15 protein-coding genes are annotated in these 16,464 nt (G+C 68.3%); 6 read left to right on the top strand and 9 right to left on the bottom strand.

All coding sequences use genetic code 11. The features are described 5' to 3' along the window. Positions 1–189 precede the first annotated feature (189 nt). Positions 190–1,062, bottom strand: a complete 873-nt coding sequence (locus tag NL1_RS04140) for a universal stress protein (RefSeq protein WP_067834466.1) — start codon at positions 1,060–1,062, stop codon at positions 190–192. A 498-nt stretch (positions 1,063–1,560) separates the two neighbouring features. Further along, on the bottom strand, positions 1,561–1,881 hold the full coding sequence (locus NL1_RS40000) for a hypothetical protein (protein ID WP_307621865.1): 321 nt from the start codon (positions 1,879–1,881) through the stop codon (positions 1,561–1,563). 590 nt (positions 1,882–2,471) lie between these two features. Between NL1_RS40000 and NL1_RS04130 the strand changes: the two genes are divergently transcribed. Then, positions 2,472–2,948 (top strand): PNPOx family protein, encoded by a 477-nt coding sequence (locus NL1_RS04130; protein WP_067834464.1) that lies wholly within the window; start codon positions 2,472–2,474, stop codon positions 2,946–2,948. Between the two features lie 61 nt (positions 2,949–3,009). Here NL1_RS04130 and NL1_RS04125 read toward each other — a convergent pair whose 3' ends face one another. Beyond that, positions 3,010–3,756, bottom strand: coding sequence for an IclR family transcriptional regulator (locus NL1_RS04125; RefSeq protein WP_067834463.1), 747 nt, complete (start codon positions 3,754–3,756; stop codon positions 3,010–3,012). Then, complete coding sequence (locus NL1_RS04120) at positions 3,753–5,219, bottom strand: APC family permease (protein WP_067834461.1); 1,467 nt, start codon at positions 5,217–5,219, stop codon at positions 3,753–3,755. Before NL1_RS04120 ends, NL1_RS04125 begins: the two co-directional genes overlap by 4 nt. A gap of 257 nt (positions 5,220–5,476) precedes the next feature. Between NL1_RS04120 and eat the strand changes: the two genes are divergently transcribed. From eat to eutC, 3 genes are read left to right on the top strand one after another with little or no spacing between them, the layout of a single operon-like run. Next, positions 5,477–6,916 (top strand): ethanolamine permease, encoded by a 1,440-nt coding sequence (gene eat / locus NL1_RS04115; protein ID WP_067834501.1) that lies wholly within the window; start codon positions 5,477–5,479, stop codon positions 6,914–6,916. Beyond that, a complete protein-coding gene (locus NL1_RS04110; RefSeq protein WP_067834459.1) occupies positions 6,913–8,319 on the top strand; it encodes an ethanolamine ammonia-lyase subunit EutB in 1,407 nt (468 codons plus the stop codon). Before eat ends, NL1_RS04110 begins: the two co-directional genes overlap by 4 nt. A 14-nt stretch (positions 8,320–8,333) precedes the next feature. Continuing rightward, positions 8,334–9,110, top strand: a complete 777-nt coding sequence (gene eutC, locus NL1_RS04105) for an ethanolamine ammonia-lyase subunit EutC (protein ID WP_067834457.1) — start codon at positions 8,334–8,336, stop codon at positions 9,108–9,110. A 127-nt stretch (positions 9,111–9,237) separates the two neighbouring features. On the opposite strand, the gene NL1_RS04100 is transcribed toward eutC, so the two are convergent. Together NL1_RS04100 and NL1_RS04095 are read right to left on the bottom strand one after the other, a co-directional pair. Beyond that, complete coding sequence (locus NL1_RS04100) at positions 9,238–10,722, bottom strand: alpha/beta hydrolase (protein WP_156094648.1); 1,485 nt, start codon at positions 10,720–10,722, stop codon at positions 9,238–9,240. A 393-nt stretch (positions 10,723–11,115) separates the two neighbouring features. After that, the gene (locus NL1_RS04095) at positions 11,116–11,955 is read right to left on the bottom strand and encodes a dienelactone hydrolase family protein (protein ID WP_067834500.1); all 840 of its coding nucleotides are present in this window, start codon (positions 11,953–11,955) and stop codon (positions 11,116–11,118) included. Between the two features lie 74 nt (positions 11,956–12,029). Between NL1_RS04095 and NL1_RS04090 the strand changes: the two genes are divergently transcribed. Beyond that, positions 12,030–13,016, top strand: coding sequence for a GlxA family transcriptional regulator (locus NL1_RS04090; protein ID WP_067834452.1), 987 nt, complete (start codon positions 12,030–12,032; stop codon positions 13,014–13,016). A 421-nt stretch (positions 13,017–13,437) separates the two neighbouring features. Here the strand turns inward: NL1_RS04090 and NL1_RS04085 are convergent, their stop codons facing one another. Next, the gene (locus NL1_RS04085) at positions 13,438–13,950 is read right to left on the bottom strand and encodes a hypothetical protein (protein WP_067834450.1); all 513 of its coding nucleotides are present in this window, start codon (positions 13,948–13,950) and stop codon (positions 13,438–13,440) included. Positions 13,951–14,070: 120 nt separating this feature from the next. Here NL1_RS04085 and NL1_RS04080 point away from each other — a divergent pair, with 120 nt between their 5' ends. Continuing rightward, the gene (locus tag NL1_RS04080) at positions 14,071–14,421 is read left to right on the top strand and encodes a hypothetical protein (RefSeq protein WP_067834448.1); all 351 of its coding nucleotides are present in this window, start codon (positions 14,071–14,073) and stop codon (positions 14,419–14,421) included. Positions 14,422–14,470: 49 nt separating this feature from the next. Here NL1_RS04080 and NL1_RS04075 read toward each other — a convergent pair whose 3' ends face one another. Beyond that, positions 14,471–15,664 carry a Dyp-type peroxidase gene (locus tag NL1_RS04075; RefSeq protein WP_245673082.1) on the bottom strand — a complete coding sequence of 398 codons (1,194 nt, stop codon included), beginning with the start codon at positions 15,662–15,664 and terminating at the stop codon, positions 14,471–14,473. Then, a complete protein-coding gene (locus tag NL1_RS04070; protein WP_067834446.1) occupies positions 15,657–16,226 on the bottom strand; it encodes a copper chaperone PCu(A)C in 570 nt (189 codons plus the stop codon). The genes NL1_RS04075 and NL1_RS04070 overlap by 8 nt, the downstream gene beginning before the upstream one ends. Positions 16,227–16,464: the final 238 nt, after the last annotated feature.

The raw sequence follows: 16,464 nt of genomic DNA, 5'->3' as shown, positions 1-16,464 counted from the left end.
GGCCCGGCAACATCGAGGCCGGGCGCTGCGGTGCCGCACCGATACTCGTCATCACCGCGATAGCCGCGGCAGGGCTCGCAGCCGGATCGCCGGGTTCCGCCGCCGCGACACCGAATACTGGCCATCGGGCTCCGCGTCGGATCGGCGCGGAGCCTGGTCGGGCTGAGCAGCACAGCTACGGTAGCGCGGTCAACGGTCGGTGGCGGGCCGCACGACGATAAGCGGGCATTCCGCCCCGTGCAGAACCGCTTGACTGACCGAACCCAGCGTCATACCGGCGAAACCGCCACGGCCGTGGCTGCCGACGATCAGCAGCTGGGCGGTTTGCGCGGTGTGCAGCAGGAGGCGAGCAGGTCGGTCCTCCCTCGCAACGCGCTCGACTCGAACGCTGGGGTATTTCTCGATGTAGCCCGCGAGGTTTTCCGACAGGAGCGCTTCGGCTTCGACTTGCATTTCGGCGCGCGACTGGTACTGCTCGAATTCGGACCAGGCGTGCACTGCTACCAAACCGACACCGCGTAGCGAAGCTTCCTCGAACGCCATGTCGATCGCCGCGACACTGCATGGTGAGTCGTCCACGCCCACCACGATCGGTCCTGGCGAGATCGGCTCTGCTTCTTCGGGAATCACTGCGACGGGGCTGTCGGCATGCCTGACCAGTGCCGTGCTGACCGAACCGAGCAGAGTGCGGCGGAAGGCGCCGAGCCCTCTGCTGCCGACCACGATCAGCCGCGCGCTCTCGGAGCGGTCTCGCAACGCCGGTACCGGCGCGGCGTTCATCACGGCGGTGGACACCTCGATGGCTCCGAACGAGGCGGCCGCCGCGCTCGCGATCCGGGTCGCAGCGGCGACTATCTCTGCGCCTGCCTGACGAAACGCTTCGTAGTCGACCACCGGCCCGGCCAGACCGGGGCCGTAGTCCACCGGTACTCCGATCGCGTGAACCAGGTGCAGTGGCGCGCGGTGACGCGCCGCGTACACCGCCGCCCAGCGCACGGCGGTGCGCGACTGTTCGGAGCCGTCGACTCCGACCACGACCGGTGGGTTCGTCTTGGCGGACATATGCGTGCCCTTCCTCCGAAGAGTTTCCGCAACGGGATAGCCGTATGTTAGGCCGCGATATGGGGACGCCGCGCCGGTCTTTGGTCACCGATGATCGGGTCCAAAGACGACCGTGGGGGCGCCCGCTGTCCATGTCGTCGTGGAGTGTGCCCGCAGTCCCTATGTCCGGGGGTCGTCGTGCCGCATGTTCGGCTCCTTCGGCCGTGGCTGTCCACCCTCGCAAATGTCGCGGCAGGGGATGTCGGCAGGGTGGTCGCCGCTGTGCACGACGTCGGACACGCGGCCGGTTTACGCGTGACATCCGGCAGGCGCGTCACCGAATTGCGAAGGCTCTGCGCAACGAGTCGTACGCGGTTGAGGGCACCCAGGGCCAGGCTGCGGCGGATTATTGCTGTGGGTAACCGCGTGTCGTGGCCGAGGCGGCCCACGCGTGTGCGCTCATCGTTGGGCGAAGGTGCTCGTGGCGAATTGGACTTCGGGGCGTGTCGGGAGTCGCGGTCAGTGGGAGCCGACGCGGGTGTAGATGTCCGTTAGTGGTCGGCGGAGAGTGGGTGGAATCATGTCGCCGTCGTCGGGCGCGGTCCCGATACGGATCACCACCTGGGGCGTTGCCGGGTGGGGGATCAGGCTGGTGAGCAGTTTCCGGCCTGTCGGGAGTTCGGTGATATGGGTCAGCGCGCAGGTCGCCAACCCCGCTGCGGTGCATTCCAGCAGCACGGCCGACAGGGCCTCGCCGGTATGCAGCCAGCGCGTGACCGAGTCGCCGTCGGTGCTGAGCACCACCAACCGCGCGTGGTCCTCGAGCTGCGCACGGCGCATCGAATGCGGGGCGGAGGGAAAGACGCGTCCGACACCGACCCGGGCGAATGTCGGTGTGCCAGCCTCTGTCGGCGAAGACGGTCCGCACGTGGTGCAGCATGGCGCCGCAGCTGATCACCAGCTGGCGGCCGAGGGGATCGGTTGAGGACAGCAGCCGATCGGCATCGGTGTACAGGTGCAGGCGCGTGCCGTCGAACACCCAGCGCCACGGCTGGGTGTTGTGCACCGACGGCGCGCGGGCGGCCAGCCGCAGCGCCGCCAGCATTGTCGGGTGATCAGGTACCGAAACGGCAGATGCATCGTTGTGCGCGGTCATATTTCGAGTCTTCTCGGTGCGGGAACCGGCGGATACGGGCCTTCCGCCCGCCGGGCAGGGCCCTTGGTCCCGCGGATGGAAGTGCGGCTCCGCCCGTACCGAGTGCGATCGGGATAGCGGAGGTCTGGTCGTTGCGACAGTCCTCGATTGTGCGGTGACCTTCGGCCTTCATTCGGGACGTCGGACCCTGTCGCGCCGCACGGCGCCCGGGGCACCGTCGTAGCTACAGCACTGAATCCTGCAATTACCACCCACCGCGTCCGAGGAGTACATCATGCGGGGATACGACAACTACCTACGCTGGCTGTATCGCCACGGTCGGCCGAATCTGTTCGCTCGGATTCAGAATCGGTTTTCGGCATGGCTTTTCGCGGCGGGTATCGCGCCTCGGTGGGTCGCGGCGCTGGGCGTCCGCGGGCGGCGCAGCGGGCGAGTGATCTGGTTCCCGGTGGTGCTCGCGGAATTCGACGGCGGACGGTATGTGGTGTCCATGCTGGGGAGGGATGCGAACTGGGTGCGCAACGTGGCCGCCGCCGACGGCCATGCCGTGCTGTGTCACGGCGGCAGGGAGACGGTCCACCTGGCGGAGGTCGAGCCTGGTCGACGGGCCCCTATTCTGCGGCAGTACCTGCGCGTGGCACCCGGAGCCCGCCCGCACATCCCGGCCGGCCCGAATGCTCCACTCGCCGACTACGAGCGGATCGCCTCGGATTACCCGGTGTTCCAGATCGAAGCCGAGCCGGTGGACTGATCGTGGCTCGCGCGAGCGTGCCCGCAGCCTCTACAAGCAGTCGGCACGATCGCGTCAGCGGTCAGTACAGCAGCGGCCCAAGCGCTTTCGCGCACAGTGCAGCCGCATCCACATGCGCCAGGATCGCTGGGGTGCGGTTGGACGGCCCCGCCAGGCACAGAGCGCCGCGCACCACACCCTCCGCATCGCTGATCGGCAGTGCGACGCAGCTCAGTTCGGCCTGGAGCTCGTCGGTCTGGGTGGCGACACCATCGCGGCGCACCACCTCCAACTGGACGTGGAGGGCCGGGTGGCTGACCACGGTTGCGGGCGTGAGGCGGGGGAGCCGGGCGGGCAGCGCTTCGAGCGCGCCGGGGTTGTGGGCGAGAAGCAGTTTGCCTGCCGCGGAGGCGTGCGGGTGCCGGACGAGTTCACGCTCGGCCCGCACCGGATGGTCGGGGTCGGCGTCGATGATATGCAGGGTGGTCCCGCGGAACCCGATCACATGCACGCCGAAACGCACGGTCGCGCGGAGCGCTTCGATTGCCGAGCGGGCCGCGAACGGCATGCTCGGGCAGGCGGCGGCGGTGATCAGTCCGTCGAGCCGCGCGCCGAGGCCGAAGCCGCGCAGATCGGACGTGCGCACCAGGTACTCCTCGGCCACCAGGGCGTTGAGCAGCCGGTAGGCGGTGGCCGCGGGCATGTGCAGGGCGGCGGCGATCTCCTTGGCCGTCACGCCGAGTCCGAGGGTGGCGACCGTTTCGAGGATGAGCAGCGAGTTGGAGACGGTGCTCGGGTGGTGCCGGGTGGGGTCACGCAAGGGGCTCATCGGAACGCGGCCACCTGCGCCAGATCGGAGCGCTGCGTCTCGTCGTAGATGCCGACCGCGGCCAGCCGCCGGGGTCGGAGGACCGCCAGGTAGCCGGTGTAGAGGGCCGCCGCCGCCATGATGAGGCCGTACACCAGGATCACCCTGTTGCCGTCGCGCACCGTCGAGATCGCCGCATTGCCGGCGAGGAACAGCAGCAGCGCCGAGGTGAGCGCGCCGAGCACCCATATTCGCGCGCTGCCTTCCCCGATGCGCCGCAACAAGACCGGCGCCGATACGCACACGGCGAAATAGCTGCCGAGATACCCGCACGCGCTGAGGGTGAGGAACGCGCGTAGCCCGTCCTCCGGCGTCGCCCCCACGGCCAGCACCACCACAGGCACCACCGCCACCACCGCGAGCGCGGCGAGCGCCGCGTGCGAGGGTGTGCGGAAGCGTGGGTGCACGTGACCGAAGGTGCGCGGTGCGACCCCTTCGCGGCCCATGCAGAACAGCACCCGCACCAGCGCGTTCATCGAGGCAAGCGTGCAGGCGAAGAAGGATGCGGCGATGCCGAGATCCAGGAACGCGGCCAGCACGCGGGAGCCGTCGGAGACGAGCAGTTCGACCAGCGGCGTGGAGCTGTCGCGTACCGACGGCGGCGCGTGCCGTAGCGCGATCGCCAGGATCGGCACAGCGGTGAGGTAGATCGCTGCCGACAGCCTCGGCGTCGAGGTGACCGCGCGGGGGATCGAGCGAAATGGTTGCTGTGCTTCCCCGCTGAGCGTCGTGGAGCTTTCGAAACCGACGAACGCGCTCACCGCGACGACCACGCCGACGGCCAGGAGTTGCAGGTCGCCGTCGAAGGTGAACGCCGAAGTCGCCGGGGCGTCGGTGCGATGGGTCGTCATCAGTACCAGCAGCACCGCGGCGATGATCACGATCGACACGCACTCCACCCCGAGGGTCGTCCACGCCGACATCCGGATGCCCCGGATGAGGACCAGGCCCACGGCCAGCGCCGCCACCACCGCGACCGCACCCACCGTCACGGCGGATACCTCGCGAGCGAGGCCCACGCTTGCCGCCACATGCGCGAGGTAGGCGCCGACGGCGATGAGCCCGGCGATGGACACCGCCCCGTAGCCGACGATCGCCGACCATCCCGTTGGCACCGCAGCTTTCGGCCCGAGCCCCCGCGCGACGTAGGTATAGAGCCCGCCCACCGACGCCATCCGCTGCGCCATCGGCCGGATGCATGCCGAGACGAGCACCGTGAGGACCGCGGCGCACACGAACGCGATCAGCGCTCCGCCGCCTCCTGCCGTCGCGAGCACGAGCGCAGGCGTCACTCCCGCGGTACCGGCGGGCGCGACGGCGGCCACCGACTGAGCCAGCACGGGCGCGAAAGGCAACCGTCGCCGGTCCAGACCGCGGACCGGTGACTGCTCGGTGATCAGCTGCCGCTGCTGCGCGTCGGGCATAGTGCTCCGTTCTCTTCGGACGACGCCGCCGGTCGCGCCGCATCGACGATTATCACAAGCGCACTCGATAGTTGTTTCCGGCGTGTTACGCCAGGTGGGAATTTCCGGCGCTCGATTTCTCGCGAGAGATTAGACAAGCGTTCGCAGCCCGTCATATCCGCTCAGTACCTTTTGCCGACGTGAGCAACCCATTTCCCGGGTCGAATCCCGCGGTCCCTGCTCACGGCCGAATTTCCGATGTCCGTATGGAGCCGCAGATGTCCGTTCTCGACGCCGACAAATCCCGGAATCAAGGGAGTAATCCTCACGAGGAAACCAGCGACTACCTGGCTAGACGCCAGCTGAAGCGTGGCAGTGCCGGCTGGATGCTGCTGGCCGGGCTCGGCGTGAGTTATGTGATCTCCGGCGACTATTCCGGCTGGAACTTCGGGCTGGAACAAGGCGGCTTCGGCGGCCTGGCCATCGCCACGGTGATCATCGCCGCCATGTATCTGGCGATGGTGCTCGGCATGGCCGAAATGAGCTCGGCGCTGCCCGCCGCCGGCGGCGGGTACACCTTCGCGCGGCGCGCACTCGGCCCGTGGGGCGGATTCGCCACCGGCAGCGCCATTCTCATCGAATACGCCATCGCGCCCGCCGCGATCGCCACGTTCATCGGCGCCTATGTGGAGTCGCTCGGGCTGTTCGGCATCCAGGACGGCTGGTGGGTGTATCTGGTGGTCTACACGGTGTTCATCGGCATCCACCTCAGCGGTGTCGGTGAGGCGTTGAAGGTGATGTTCGTGATCACGGCGGTCGCGCTGGTCGGCCTGGTCGTGTTCGTCGTCGCCGCGATCGGCAAGTTCGATCTGGCCAACCTGACGAACATCCCGGTCTCCGACGCCGCGGGCGCCTCGAGCGTGCTTCCGCATGGCTACCTCGGCATTTGGGCGGCGATCCCGTTCGCGATCTGGTTCTTCCTCGCGGTGGAGGGCGTGCCGCTGGCGGCGGAGGAAACGAAGGATCCCGAACGCAATGTCCCGCGCGGCATCGTCGCGGCGATGGGCGTGCTGCTCGTGGCCTGCGCGCTCGTGCTGGTGCTCACGACCGGCGCGGGCGGGGCCGAGGCCATGCAGTCCTCGGGCAACCCGCTGGTCGAGGCCCTCGGCGACAGCGGGGCGGCCACCATGGTCAACTACATCGGCCTGGCCGGTCTGATCGCCAGCTTCTTCTCCATCATCTACGCCTACTCCCGCCAGCTGTTCGCACTCTCGCGGGCCGGATACCTGCCGACGTCGCTGTCGGTCACCAACTCTCGTAAGGCTCCGGTTCTCGCGCTGATCGTGCCCGGCGTGATCGGTTTCGGGCTCACCTTCACCGGCCGCGGCGCCATGCTGCTGAACATGGCCGTGTTCGGCGCTGCGCTCAGCTATGTGTTGATGATGGCCAGCCATATCGTGCTGCGCCGCCGCGAGCCGGAGATGCCGCGGCCCTACCGCACCCCGGGCGGCATCGTCACCACCGGTTTCGCCCTGGTCGTCGCCGCGTTCGCGGTGGTCGCCACCTTCCTGGTCGACACCACGGCCGCACTGTGCTGCCTGGCGGTGTTCGCCGCCTTCCTGGCCTACTTCGGTCTCTTCAGCCGCCACCGGCTGGTCGCCAACTCGCCCGACGAGGAGTTCGCGGTGCTGGCCCGCGCCGAGGAGGAACTCGAATGACCTACCACCAGAGCGTCTCCGGCCGGAACTACAGTTTCGGGTCGCTCGTGGAGGTGATGGCCAAGGCGACACCGCTGCGCTCCGGCGACCAGCTCGCCGGCTGCGCGGCAGAGTCCGACGCCGAACGCGCCGCCGCCTCCTGGGTGCTGGCCGACCTGTCGCTGAGCGTGTTTCTCGACGAACAGGTGGTGCCGTACGAGACCGACGCGGTGACCCGGCTGATCGTCGACGGCCACGACCGGGCGGCCTTCGCACCGATCGCGCATCTCACCGTCGGCGGCTTGCGCGACTGGCTACTGGCCACCGCGGCGGCCCCCGACGCCGCGGCCACCCTCTCGGGAATCGCCGCGGGTCTGACGCCGGAGATGGTGGCGGCCGTCTCGAAGATCATGCGCAACCAGGATCTGATCGCGGTCGCCAGGGCGACGACGGTGACCTCGGCGTTCCGCACGACCATCGGCCTGCCCGGCCGCATAGCCACCCGCCTGCAACCCAACCATCCCACCGACGACCCGCGCGGCATCGCCGCCGCGACCCTCGACGGGCTGCTCATGGGCTGCGGCGACGCGGTCATCGGCATCAATCCCGCCACCGATTCGCCAAGGGCGACAGCGGATCTGCTGTATCTGCTCGACGACATCCGCACCCGCTTCGACATCCCGATGCAGTCCTGCGTGCTCTCGCACGTGACGACGACGATGGAATTGATCGACAAGAACGTCCCGGTCGATCTGATGTTCCAGTCGATCGCCGGCACCGAGGGGGCCAACGCGAGCTTCGGTGTCACCCTGCCGATGCTGGCCGAGGCGAACGAGGCGGCCAGGTCGCTGGGCCGGGGCACGGTCGGTGACAACGTGATGTATCTGGAAACCGGTCAAGGGTCGGCGCTGTCGGCCGGTGCCCACCTGGGCACCGGCGGGCTGCCGGTGGATCAGCAGACGCTGGAGGCGCGGGCCTACGCGGTGGCCCGCGCGCTCGACCCGCTGCTGGTGAATACCGTCGTCGGGTTCATCGGCCCTGAGTACCTCTACGACGGCAAGCAGATCATCCGGGCCGGGCTCGAGGACCACTTCTGTGGAAAGTTGCTCGGCCTGCCGATGGGTGTGGATGTCTGCTACACCAATCACGCTGAGGCCGATCAGGACGATATGGACACTCTGCTCACCCTGTTGGGCACGGCGGGGTGTGCGTTCGTCATCGCGGTTCCCGGCGCCGACGACGTCATGCTCGGCTACCAGAGCTTGTCCTTCCATGACGCGCTGTACGTGCGCCAGGTGCTGGGGCTGCGGGCCGCGCCCGAGTTCGAGACCTGGTTGCACGGGCTCGGGATGGCCGACGACTCGGGCCGCATTCTGCCGGTCGATGCGGCCGCCTCGCCGCTACTCGCCCTCACCGCTCGCTGACCAGGAGGTTTCCATTGGAGATCGACAAAGCCGCCGACTCCCCCCGGGACGTGTGGGCTCCGTTGCATCGCACCACCCAGGCCAGGATCGGGCTGGGTCGCACCGGTAACGCCTTGCCCACCGAGCGGGTGCTGGAGTTCAGCGCCGCGCACGCTGCCGCCCGCGACGCCGTGCACCTGCCGTTCGACGTCGCCTCGTTCGCCGAGCGAATCACCGGACTCGGACTCGGCGCCCCCGCCGTCGTGCGCAGCAACGCGAGCGACCGCGGCGAATATCTGCGCCGACCCGATCTGGGCCGCACCCCGGCCGACCTGTCATCGCTGTCCCGTAGCGGCGCCGATGTCGGCATCGTCATGGCCGATGGCCTTTCCCCGCGCGCACTCGACGAACACGGCCAAGGCCTGCTGCAGGCCCTGGCCGAGGAATTGCGGCCGCACTACAGCCTCGCCCCCCCGGTGCTGGCCGTGCAGGCACGGGTCGCGCTGGGCGACCACATCGGCGCGGCCCTCGGCGTGCGCACCCTGATCATGCTGATCGGCGAGCGGCCCGGCCTCTCGGTCGCCGACAGCCTCGGCATCTACCTCACCCACCTGCCGCGGCCGGGCCGCACCGATGCCGACCGCAACTGCATCTCCAACATCCACCCGCCCGAAGGACTCGGTTACCGCCGGGCTGCGGCCATCACGGCCGCGCTGGTGGCGGGGGCACGCAAGCTCGGCCGCTCCGGCGTCGCACTCAAGGACACCTCGAGCGACGAACTGGCGGGGACGGAATTCCTCGAGCTGCTGTGACGCTAGAGCCGTCGACGACAAGCCGACTCTCGCAGCCGAGCGGGCACAGCGACAGTCGCTGACAACAACCACCCGGGTGTGGTGCGCGGCACCGCCGCGCACCACCACACTTCTTGGAATCAGTCATCTAGGGGGCGGGCTGATTCGCGGAGCAGGTGATATCGGTGGCCGGGAGCGTTCCCGCACCGAAGTAGATGTTGATCGCACTGTTCACACAGTCGCTCAGTTCCGGCCGGAATGTCATGTGGATACGGACGTCTTGCAGCGTGACCATCCGCGACTCGGACAAATACTGATGCAGCCGGACGCCGTGGGCGTAGGGGGTCCGTGGATCTCCGGTCGCCTGCACGATGAGCGCGGGAACCGAGTTTCGGACCACCGTCGGAGGTTCGACCGGCCGCGGCCAGAAGGCGCACGGCTGGATATTGCCCGCCAGCGCGCCGAACACCGGCTGCGTAGCGCGGGTCTCTTCGATGTTGCGCCAGTACCAGGTCGGATCGACCGGTGCGCCGACATCGCCACAGGCGATCTGTGCCAGCGCCGAGTTCTCCTCATCGCGCAGCGCCTGCACGATCGCGCGCAGCCGGGGTGAGCGCGACGTCGTCGGCGGACCGCCCGCCGCGTCGGCGATCTCCCGCACAGTGGTGGCCATCGCTTCGTTGAGCCGGAAGTTCGTCAGCAGGGAGTGCAGGATGAACGGCAACCAGTGATCGTTGATCGCGAATCCATCGATGACGATCGGCTGACGTGCGACGATCCGTACGAGTTCCTCGATTTTGGCTCGCACCTGCTGCGGAGTCGCACCGAGCCGGAACTCGCCATCCCGTAGGGCAGCCCACGCGGCCCAGTCGTCCAGCGCAATCTCGTCCGCCGGACCCCAATCCTGGACCAATCCCGTCCAATACCGATCCGGATCGATCGCGCTGTCGAGCACCATCCGATCAGTGCGCTCGGGGAACATCTGGGTGAACACGGCGCCGAGGTAGGTGCCGTAGGACAAGCCGTAGAAATTGATCGTGTGCTCGCCGAGGGCCGCTCGCACGATATCGATGTCCCGCGCGGTATTGCGCGTGGTGAACTGCCGCAGCGTGATCGGATCACGAATCAGGCAGGTAGCGGCCATTACCCCGGACTGAACGGTGTCGTGGGCGAAACCGAGCAGATCCAGCCCCGCGGACCGAACCATCTCGCCGACCGGCCATCCGCACCGCGGACTCCGCCCGGACTCGCCGACTCCGCGTGGATCCATGCCGATCAGGTCGTAGCTCGCCGACACCTCTGGTGACAGCACGTCACCGAGCAGATCCACACTGTCCAGGCCCTGTCCACCAGGGCCGCCCGGATTGGACAGCAGAATGCCGCGCCGACGCGCCGGGTCCCCGGCCTGCACCCGCGAAATCGCCACGGTCATCGTGCGGTCGGTGGGTTTGCTGTAGTCGAGCGGCACCAGGACATCCGCGCACTCGCCACCTGCCTTGTCCAGATTCTCGACACCGCAGGGCTTCCACTCGAGCCGCTGGCGATAGAACCGGTCCAATTCGATGGGGTGTGTTTCGTCAACCGGCTCGGCCTGGCTGTAGGCGGGCACAGCCACCAGCACGGACACCGCCACTACCGATATGGAACGCCAGAGCAGCTTCGCTGACAACAGACTTCGCCTCTCGACGGGAGCGAACACGAGGGTTGTTGCGCAGTGAACCGTATCGGATCGGGGCAGCGGCGGTGGCAACCCATTCCCACTCGGGCAGAGTCGGGCGTGGCGGTCAGGTGTCGCGGCGCGCCTCCAGCCCGTCGAGCACGTGGTCCAATCCGTAGCGGAACTTCCGCTCGCGCAGTTGTTCCGGGTCCTGGTCCCAATCCTCCTGGACTCGCGGGAACTCCCGAGCAGCCTCTTCAGCGGCGGGCCGCGCGTCTTGGCCCGGGAATCCTGAAGCTGGCCCCAGCCCCAAAGTAGCTTCGCGCTCAGGGTGATTCGTCTACTGTTGCCGGGCCAGTGGACGCTATGTCATTGCAACGGGACGTCCGCAGTCAGCCGGTCCACGAGAAAGGCGAGGATCTCGTCGCGGGCCGCGGCGGTCGGCTCCCCCGCCGTATCGATCAGATGCGCGGTGACCACACTGTGCGGGCAGCCGACGATCTGCGAGAAAAACGGCGGCGGAGAGGGATTCGCCGCGTCGGCGGGCAGCACTCGCGGCTCGAAACGCGGACCCAGCGCTGCGGCGTAGGCGGCGAAGCGCTGCGCGGTGCAGAAGCGGTCGCCCTCGAAGCGATAGGCGCGCACCACGAGATCATCGCGATCGAGTCGCTCCCGCACGGCCGCGAGCTCACCGGGCGAAATCTCGAGTCCGCCAGGCTCATCCAGTGGCAGCGACGGCTGGCACAGCACCGGCGCCAGCATCGCGGGCTCGAGCATCATGGTGAGCGCGAAATTCCCGGTGAAGCACATTCCCAGCGCGCCGACGCCGAGACCGCCGCATTCGCGATGGGCCAGGGCTGCCAGCGCACGCAGCCACACCGCGACCGGGCTGGACTTGCCCGCGCCGAAGGCCCGGAATTCCGCGCTGACACAGGTTCGTTTGAAGACTTCCACGCCGGCCTCTGCCTCTGGATAGGCGCCGTCGCGGCCGAACAGTGACGGCAGGTAGACGGTGAGCCCGGCGTTGCGCACCCAGCGGGCGAAGCGAGCCACATCGGGACTGATGCCGGGCATTTCCGCCATGACGATGACCGCCGGTCCGTTGCCGCTGACGTACACCGTGCGGGCTATTCCGTCGAGCGTGATCGACCGGGGTGCGAAATCGGCGAGGTCGTCGTCGAGAGAATTCTGCGGGAGAGATTGCTGCACACCCAAAACCCTGCCGCAGCAGGTCAGCACACCACCATCGGCAAGATCGCCACTCTTCGGTCTAGTCTCGCCACATGATTACCCACCTCGCGCTGGATGGTGTGCTCGAAGGTGCACTCGGCCTCGGTATCGACATCGTCGACACGGCAGCCGGGATCGCCGGTGACACGACGGGCGGGCGGCTGCGGCAGCGCGTCGCATCACTCGATGGGCTGCCGGTCCGATCCAGCGGTGGGCGGCTGATCAGCGTCGATACCGAAACCCCGCTCGGCGCGGCGGAGTTCGAACCCGGCGATATTCTGGTGCTGCCGGGGCCGTCCGCGTCCAGCGAAGCGCGTGTCGAGGAACTGCTGACCCGACCCCAGACCATGCAGGCCGTCGAAATCATCCGGCGTGCCGCTGATTCCGGCGCTACGGTAGCTGCCTCCTGCTCGGCTGTCTTCGTGCTCGCGGCCTCGGGGCTGCTGTCGGGCCGGGCCGCCACTACTACTTGGTGGCTGGCGCCGCTGTTGGCCCGCCGCTTCCCCGACGTCACCGTGCACTCCGATCGCATGGTGGTCGACAGCGGCGCAATACTCACCGCCGGTGCGGCTTTCGCCCACACAGATCTGCTGCTGGCGCTGGTCGCCCGCCTCGGCGGCGGTGCACTGGCCGAGCAGGTGGCTCACTACCTGGTGCTCGATGCCCGCATGTCGCAGTCGCGCTACATGGTGCTCGAGCATCTACGGGCCACCGACCCGGTGCTGCGCGCCGTGCAACAGCACGTGCACGCCAATCTGCACCGACAACTATCGCTGGACGAATTGGCCAGTGTCGCAGCGGTTTCTCCGCGCACTCTGACCCGCCGCATCCGCGACCGCGTCGGCGTCTCACCCACCCAGTACGTTCATCGCCTCCGGGTCGGGCAGGCGGCCACCCTACTCACGACCACGCGCGAACCCGTCGACGTGATCGCGGGCGCGGTGGGTTACGCCGATCCGGCGGCCTTCCGGCGCATCTACCGTAGGCACACCGGCGAGACACCGAGCGCCACCCGCACCCGCGCGGCCGAATCGACCTAATAGGAGTGCCGTTAACGGTCGTGTCACCCGGTACATGAAGCCCTGTTCAGCCAGGTAGCCGCCGCGATCGCTGTTCTTGTTCGGTCGCCGGCGTGAGGTAGCGGTGCAGCGATGTCTTCGGGATGCCGGTCTTGCTCGTGATTTCACCGAAGCTGTTCCCGTGTTCGCGGAGCAGTCGGGCGTAGTCGGAAGCGGAACAGATAGCCAACCCGGCTACCGCCCAGGACAAACGGACCTGGATGGCTTCAGGCGGCCCTACTTTGGGGCTGGGGCCAGCTTCAGGATTCCGGGGCCGCTACAGATGGTCCCATGGTGAAGCCATTCACGACTCCAGAACGGTTGCGCCCTAAGGTCAGCCACAGCGAGGCATTCGCGGCGGCACGATGGTGCGAGGCTGCGCCGTGCCGACTGTTGTCCCGGCTCAAATGAGATGTCGAAAAATCGATCGGTTTACGGACGTGGCGCCGCGTTCGGTGGCGTGGCGTAGCAGCAGGACATCCAGTCCGGGGTCATGGCCGGTCGTGGCCGCGAATTTGTTGATCGCCTCGAGGATCGGTTTGGGGATTGCGTGTCGGCGCGAGGGATGCTGGCGTGGCCTGTCCAAGGTGCGGGCGATGTTGCGGCTGGGATCGAGCAGTTCGGCGTCGACGGCGTATCGGTAGAGGCGGCGTAGTGCGCTGATCATGTGCTCGGCCACGGACTGGCCGCCGCGGTCGCTTCCGCGGATCTGTCGGTGAGCTCGGGTGTGTTCGATCAGTCGCTCGAAGTCGGCTTTGGTCGGTTCGTCGATTCGTCGGTCGGCCCAGCCCTCGGTTTTGAGGAGCTTGTTCCAGTAGAGGCGATACAGCTGGCGGGTTTGGGTGTCGGGCATTCTGCCGGTGGACCGGTCCGAGGCCTCGAGCGAAACCACCGGAGGCAACGCGGCATCGGACATGGTGCCGCCTCCCGTGCAGGCGTGGGTGGCCCGATGTGGGGGTGGGAGGTCCGGCGACACGGCCGCTAATTCACGACACTGTGTAGTAGACGGCAGCGGGATGAACTAGCGTGTGGCTTTATGGATTTCGTTTACGACATCGTGGTCGTCACCCACCTGCTCGGTATGGCCGCGGTGATCGGCGGGTATGCGGCCGGGCAGCCCAAGGTCAACGAAGTGATGGTGTGGGGTGCGCGGGCCCAGATCATCACCGGGATCGTGCTGGTCGGTATGGCCGAAGCGATCGATTCGCTGGGCAAAGACCTGAACATGACGAAAATCGGTGTCAAGCTGGTGATCTCCGTGCTGGTCGCCGCGTTCGCCGAAATGGGGCGCGCCGACGCCAAGCGGGGCAAGGACGTGCCCTGGATGACGCACGCGGCGGGCGGTCTCGGCATTGTGAACGTCCTCGTGGCCGTGCTCTGGAGCTGATCGGCTCGGGCGTGCCCGGGGCCCGCGGAACGGCGGGCCCCGGGTCGCCTTACGACTCGAACAGCGTCTGTCCGAGGTATCCGCCGGGTTCCGGTACCCCGGGCGGGATCACGAACACCGACGACCCGATCGGCGTGGTCCAGACGTTCAGCGCGTCGAAATCGGCCAGCCGCTGCTGCACCGGCAGGTACTGGGCGTCCACGTCGCGCTGGTACGCGGCGAACAACAGCCCCGAGTTGGAGGTCTGTCCCGGCGCGGGGGCGTCGTCGTAGTTGTAGCCGCGGCGCAGGAATCGCTCGCCGTCGTGGGTGTGGCGGGCGCGAGCGATATGCGAGGAGGGCGGGATCACCGGAATGCCGTGCGCGTCGACGGCCGCGAAGTCGGGTTCGTCGAATTCCCGGCTTCCGGTGAGCGGGGCACCGTTGCCGAGCTTGCGCCCGACGGTGAGTTCCCTTCCCTCCGCGTCGATTTCGTCCCAGGTGTCCAACGCCATGGCGATGCGGCGCAGCACCAGCGAGGTGCCGCCCGCGAGCCAGGGCTGGGCGGCGCCGTCGTCCCAGACCAGTCGGTCGAGGTCGGGCGCCGCGATGTTGACCGTGCCGTCGACCTGTCCCATCAGATTGCGCGGGGTCTGACCGGGCGCCGCGTCGCGGAACCCGCGCTGCACCCAGCGCACCGTGATCAGCGAGGTCACGCTCCGGCACAGCACCCGCACCGCGTGCGCGACCGCGGTGGCCTCCTCGGCGCAGATCTGCAGCAGCAGATCGCCGTCGCTCCAGCCCGGCTCCAACCGGTCGATGGTGAACGGCGGCAGCGGCCGCAGCCAGGCCGGTCTGCGCTGCTCCAGACCCGCGGCCGTGAACACCGCGGGACCCAATCCGACCGTCACCGTGAGCCGGGACGGGCGCGCCGCCAGCTCCGGTTCGGTGTCGGCCAGCGCGGGGGTGCCCTGGGTGAGGCGGGCGGCGTCGCCGGTCCAGATCTTCAGGACGCCGGCGATGTCGTCGCGGTCCAGCCCGGGACGCAGATCGAAGCCGACGAACGCGACGTGTGTCGGCGGTGCGGTCGCGATGCCCGCCTGGTGCGGTCCGTAGAACGGTTCGGTCGCCGGTGCGGCCCGGTGTGTGTCGTGACCGGTGAGTGCGATCGCCCCCGCCCCGAGGCCGACGGCGCCCGCCGCGGCGGCGCCTCCACCGAGGAGGCGCCTGCGGGTGAAGCCTCGGGGTCCGATCGGTTCAGGCACCGGGCGCGAGGGCCGGGGCGGGCGCGCCCGCCTGGTGGTCGCCGTCGGGCACGTAGTTCTCCTGGTTACCGGGGAAGTCGCGCACCTGCGCGGTGAACGTCATGGTCGAACCGTCGTCGAAGGACAGCGTCACCGGCGTTTCGGAACCGGTGCGCAGCGGGCCGTTCAACCCCATGAACATGATGTGATCGGCGCCGGGCGCCAGCGCGTGCGACCCGCGTGGCGGAATGACGAAACCGCCCTTCTTCGGACGCATCGTCTTGGTGCCGCTCGCGTCGGCGACCACCTCGTGCAATTCCACCCGCGCGGAGGCGGGACTGGTCGCGGACACTACGGTCAGCGTCTTGTCGCCGGTGTTGGTCAGTTCGCCGAATGCCGCGGACATGTCGCTGTGCGCGGCTTTGATCCACTGGTTCTGGATGGTGACCGCGTCGGCGGCGCGGGCCGGGGCGGGTGTGCTGTCGGTGGAGGAGCAGGCGACCAGCAGAAGGGGAGCGGCGGCGAGTGCCGCGGCGCCGCGCAGGAAGTTGGCTGCGGGGCGGGTTCGGTTGATGGGGAACATGGAGAAGCTCCGATCGGATTTCGGGATGTGTGGGGACCGCCACCATTCCTGGGTTGCGTTCGCACGCGCCGGCTGTGCCCGGCGTTTCGCTTTGGCGCGCAAGGATTTGCGGATCGGTTGCGAGCAGACTCGTCCGGGACATGCGCGCATCACGGTGCCGCTCGGCGGCAGAACGCGATCGCGAACGGTCGGACGGCGGACCCGTGTACCGGATCAACCAGCTCTGCTGGAACTACCG

This window comes from Nocardia lijiangensis NBRC 108240 (assembly GCF_001613045.1).
Taxonomy (GTDB): domain Bacteria; phylum Actinomycetota; class Actinomycetes; order Mycobacteriales; family Mycobacteriaceae; genus Nocardia; species Nocardia lijiangensis.
The sequence above is the reverse complement of the archived record's forward strand: the minus strand, read 5'-3'. Positions and strand labels throughout refer to the sequence as shown.

Excerpts from the sequence above, each read along its gene's own strand:
- NL1_RS04080 (WP_067834448.1), top strand. The coding sequence starts at position 14,071 with ATGGATTTCGTTTACGACATCGTGGTCGTCACCCACCTGCTCGGTATG.
- NL1_RS04130 (WP_067834464.1), top strand. The coding sequence starts at position 2,472 with ATGCGGGGATACGACAACTACCTACGCTGGCTGTATCGCCACGGTCGG.
- NL1_RS04090 (WP_067834452.1), top strand. The coding sequence starts at position 12,030 with ATGATTACCCACCTCGCGCTGGATGGTGTGCTCGAAGGTGCACTCGGC.
- NL1_RS04140 (WP_067834466.1), bottom strand. The coding sequence starts at position 1,062 with ATGTCCGCCAAGACGAACCCACCGGTCGTGGTCGGAGTCGACGGCTCC.
- NL1_RS04110 (WP_067834459.1), top strand. The coding sequence starts at position 6,913 with ATGACCTACCACCAGAGCGTCTCCGGCCGGAACTACAGTTTCGGGTCG.
- NL1_RS04070 (WP_067834446.1), bottom strand. The coding sequence starts at position 16,226 with ATGTTCCCCATCAACCGAACCCGCCCCGCAGCCAACTTCCTGCGCGGC.
- eat (WP_067834501.1), top strand. The coding sequence starts at position 5,477 with ATGTCCGTTCTCGACGCCGACAAATCCCGGAATCAAGGGAGTAATCCT.
- NL1_RS40000 (WP_307621865.1), bottom strand. The coding sequence starts at position 1,881 with ATGCGCCGTGCGCAGCTCGAGGACCACGCGCGGTTGGTGGTGCTCAGC.
- NL1_RS04125 (WP_067834463.1), bottom strand. The coding sequence starts at position 3,756 with ATGAGCCCCTTGCGTGACCCCACCCGGCACCACCCGAGCACCGTCTCC.
- NL1_RS04085 (WP_067834450.1), bottom strand. The coding sequence starts at position 13,950 with ATGTCCGATGCCGCGTTGCCTCCGGTGGTTTCGCTCGAGGCCTCGGAC.
- NL1_RS04120 (WP_067834461.1), bottom strand. The coding sequence starts at position 5,219 with ATGCCCGACGCGCAGCAGCGGCAGCTGATCACCGAGCAGTCACCGGTC.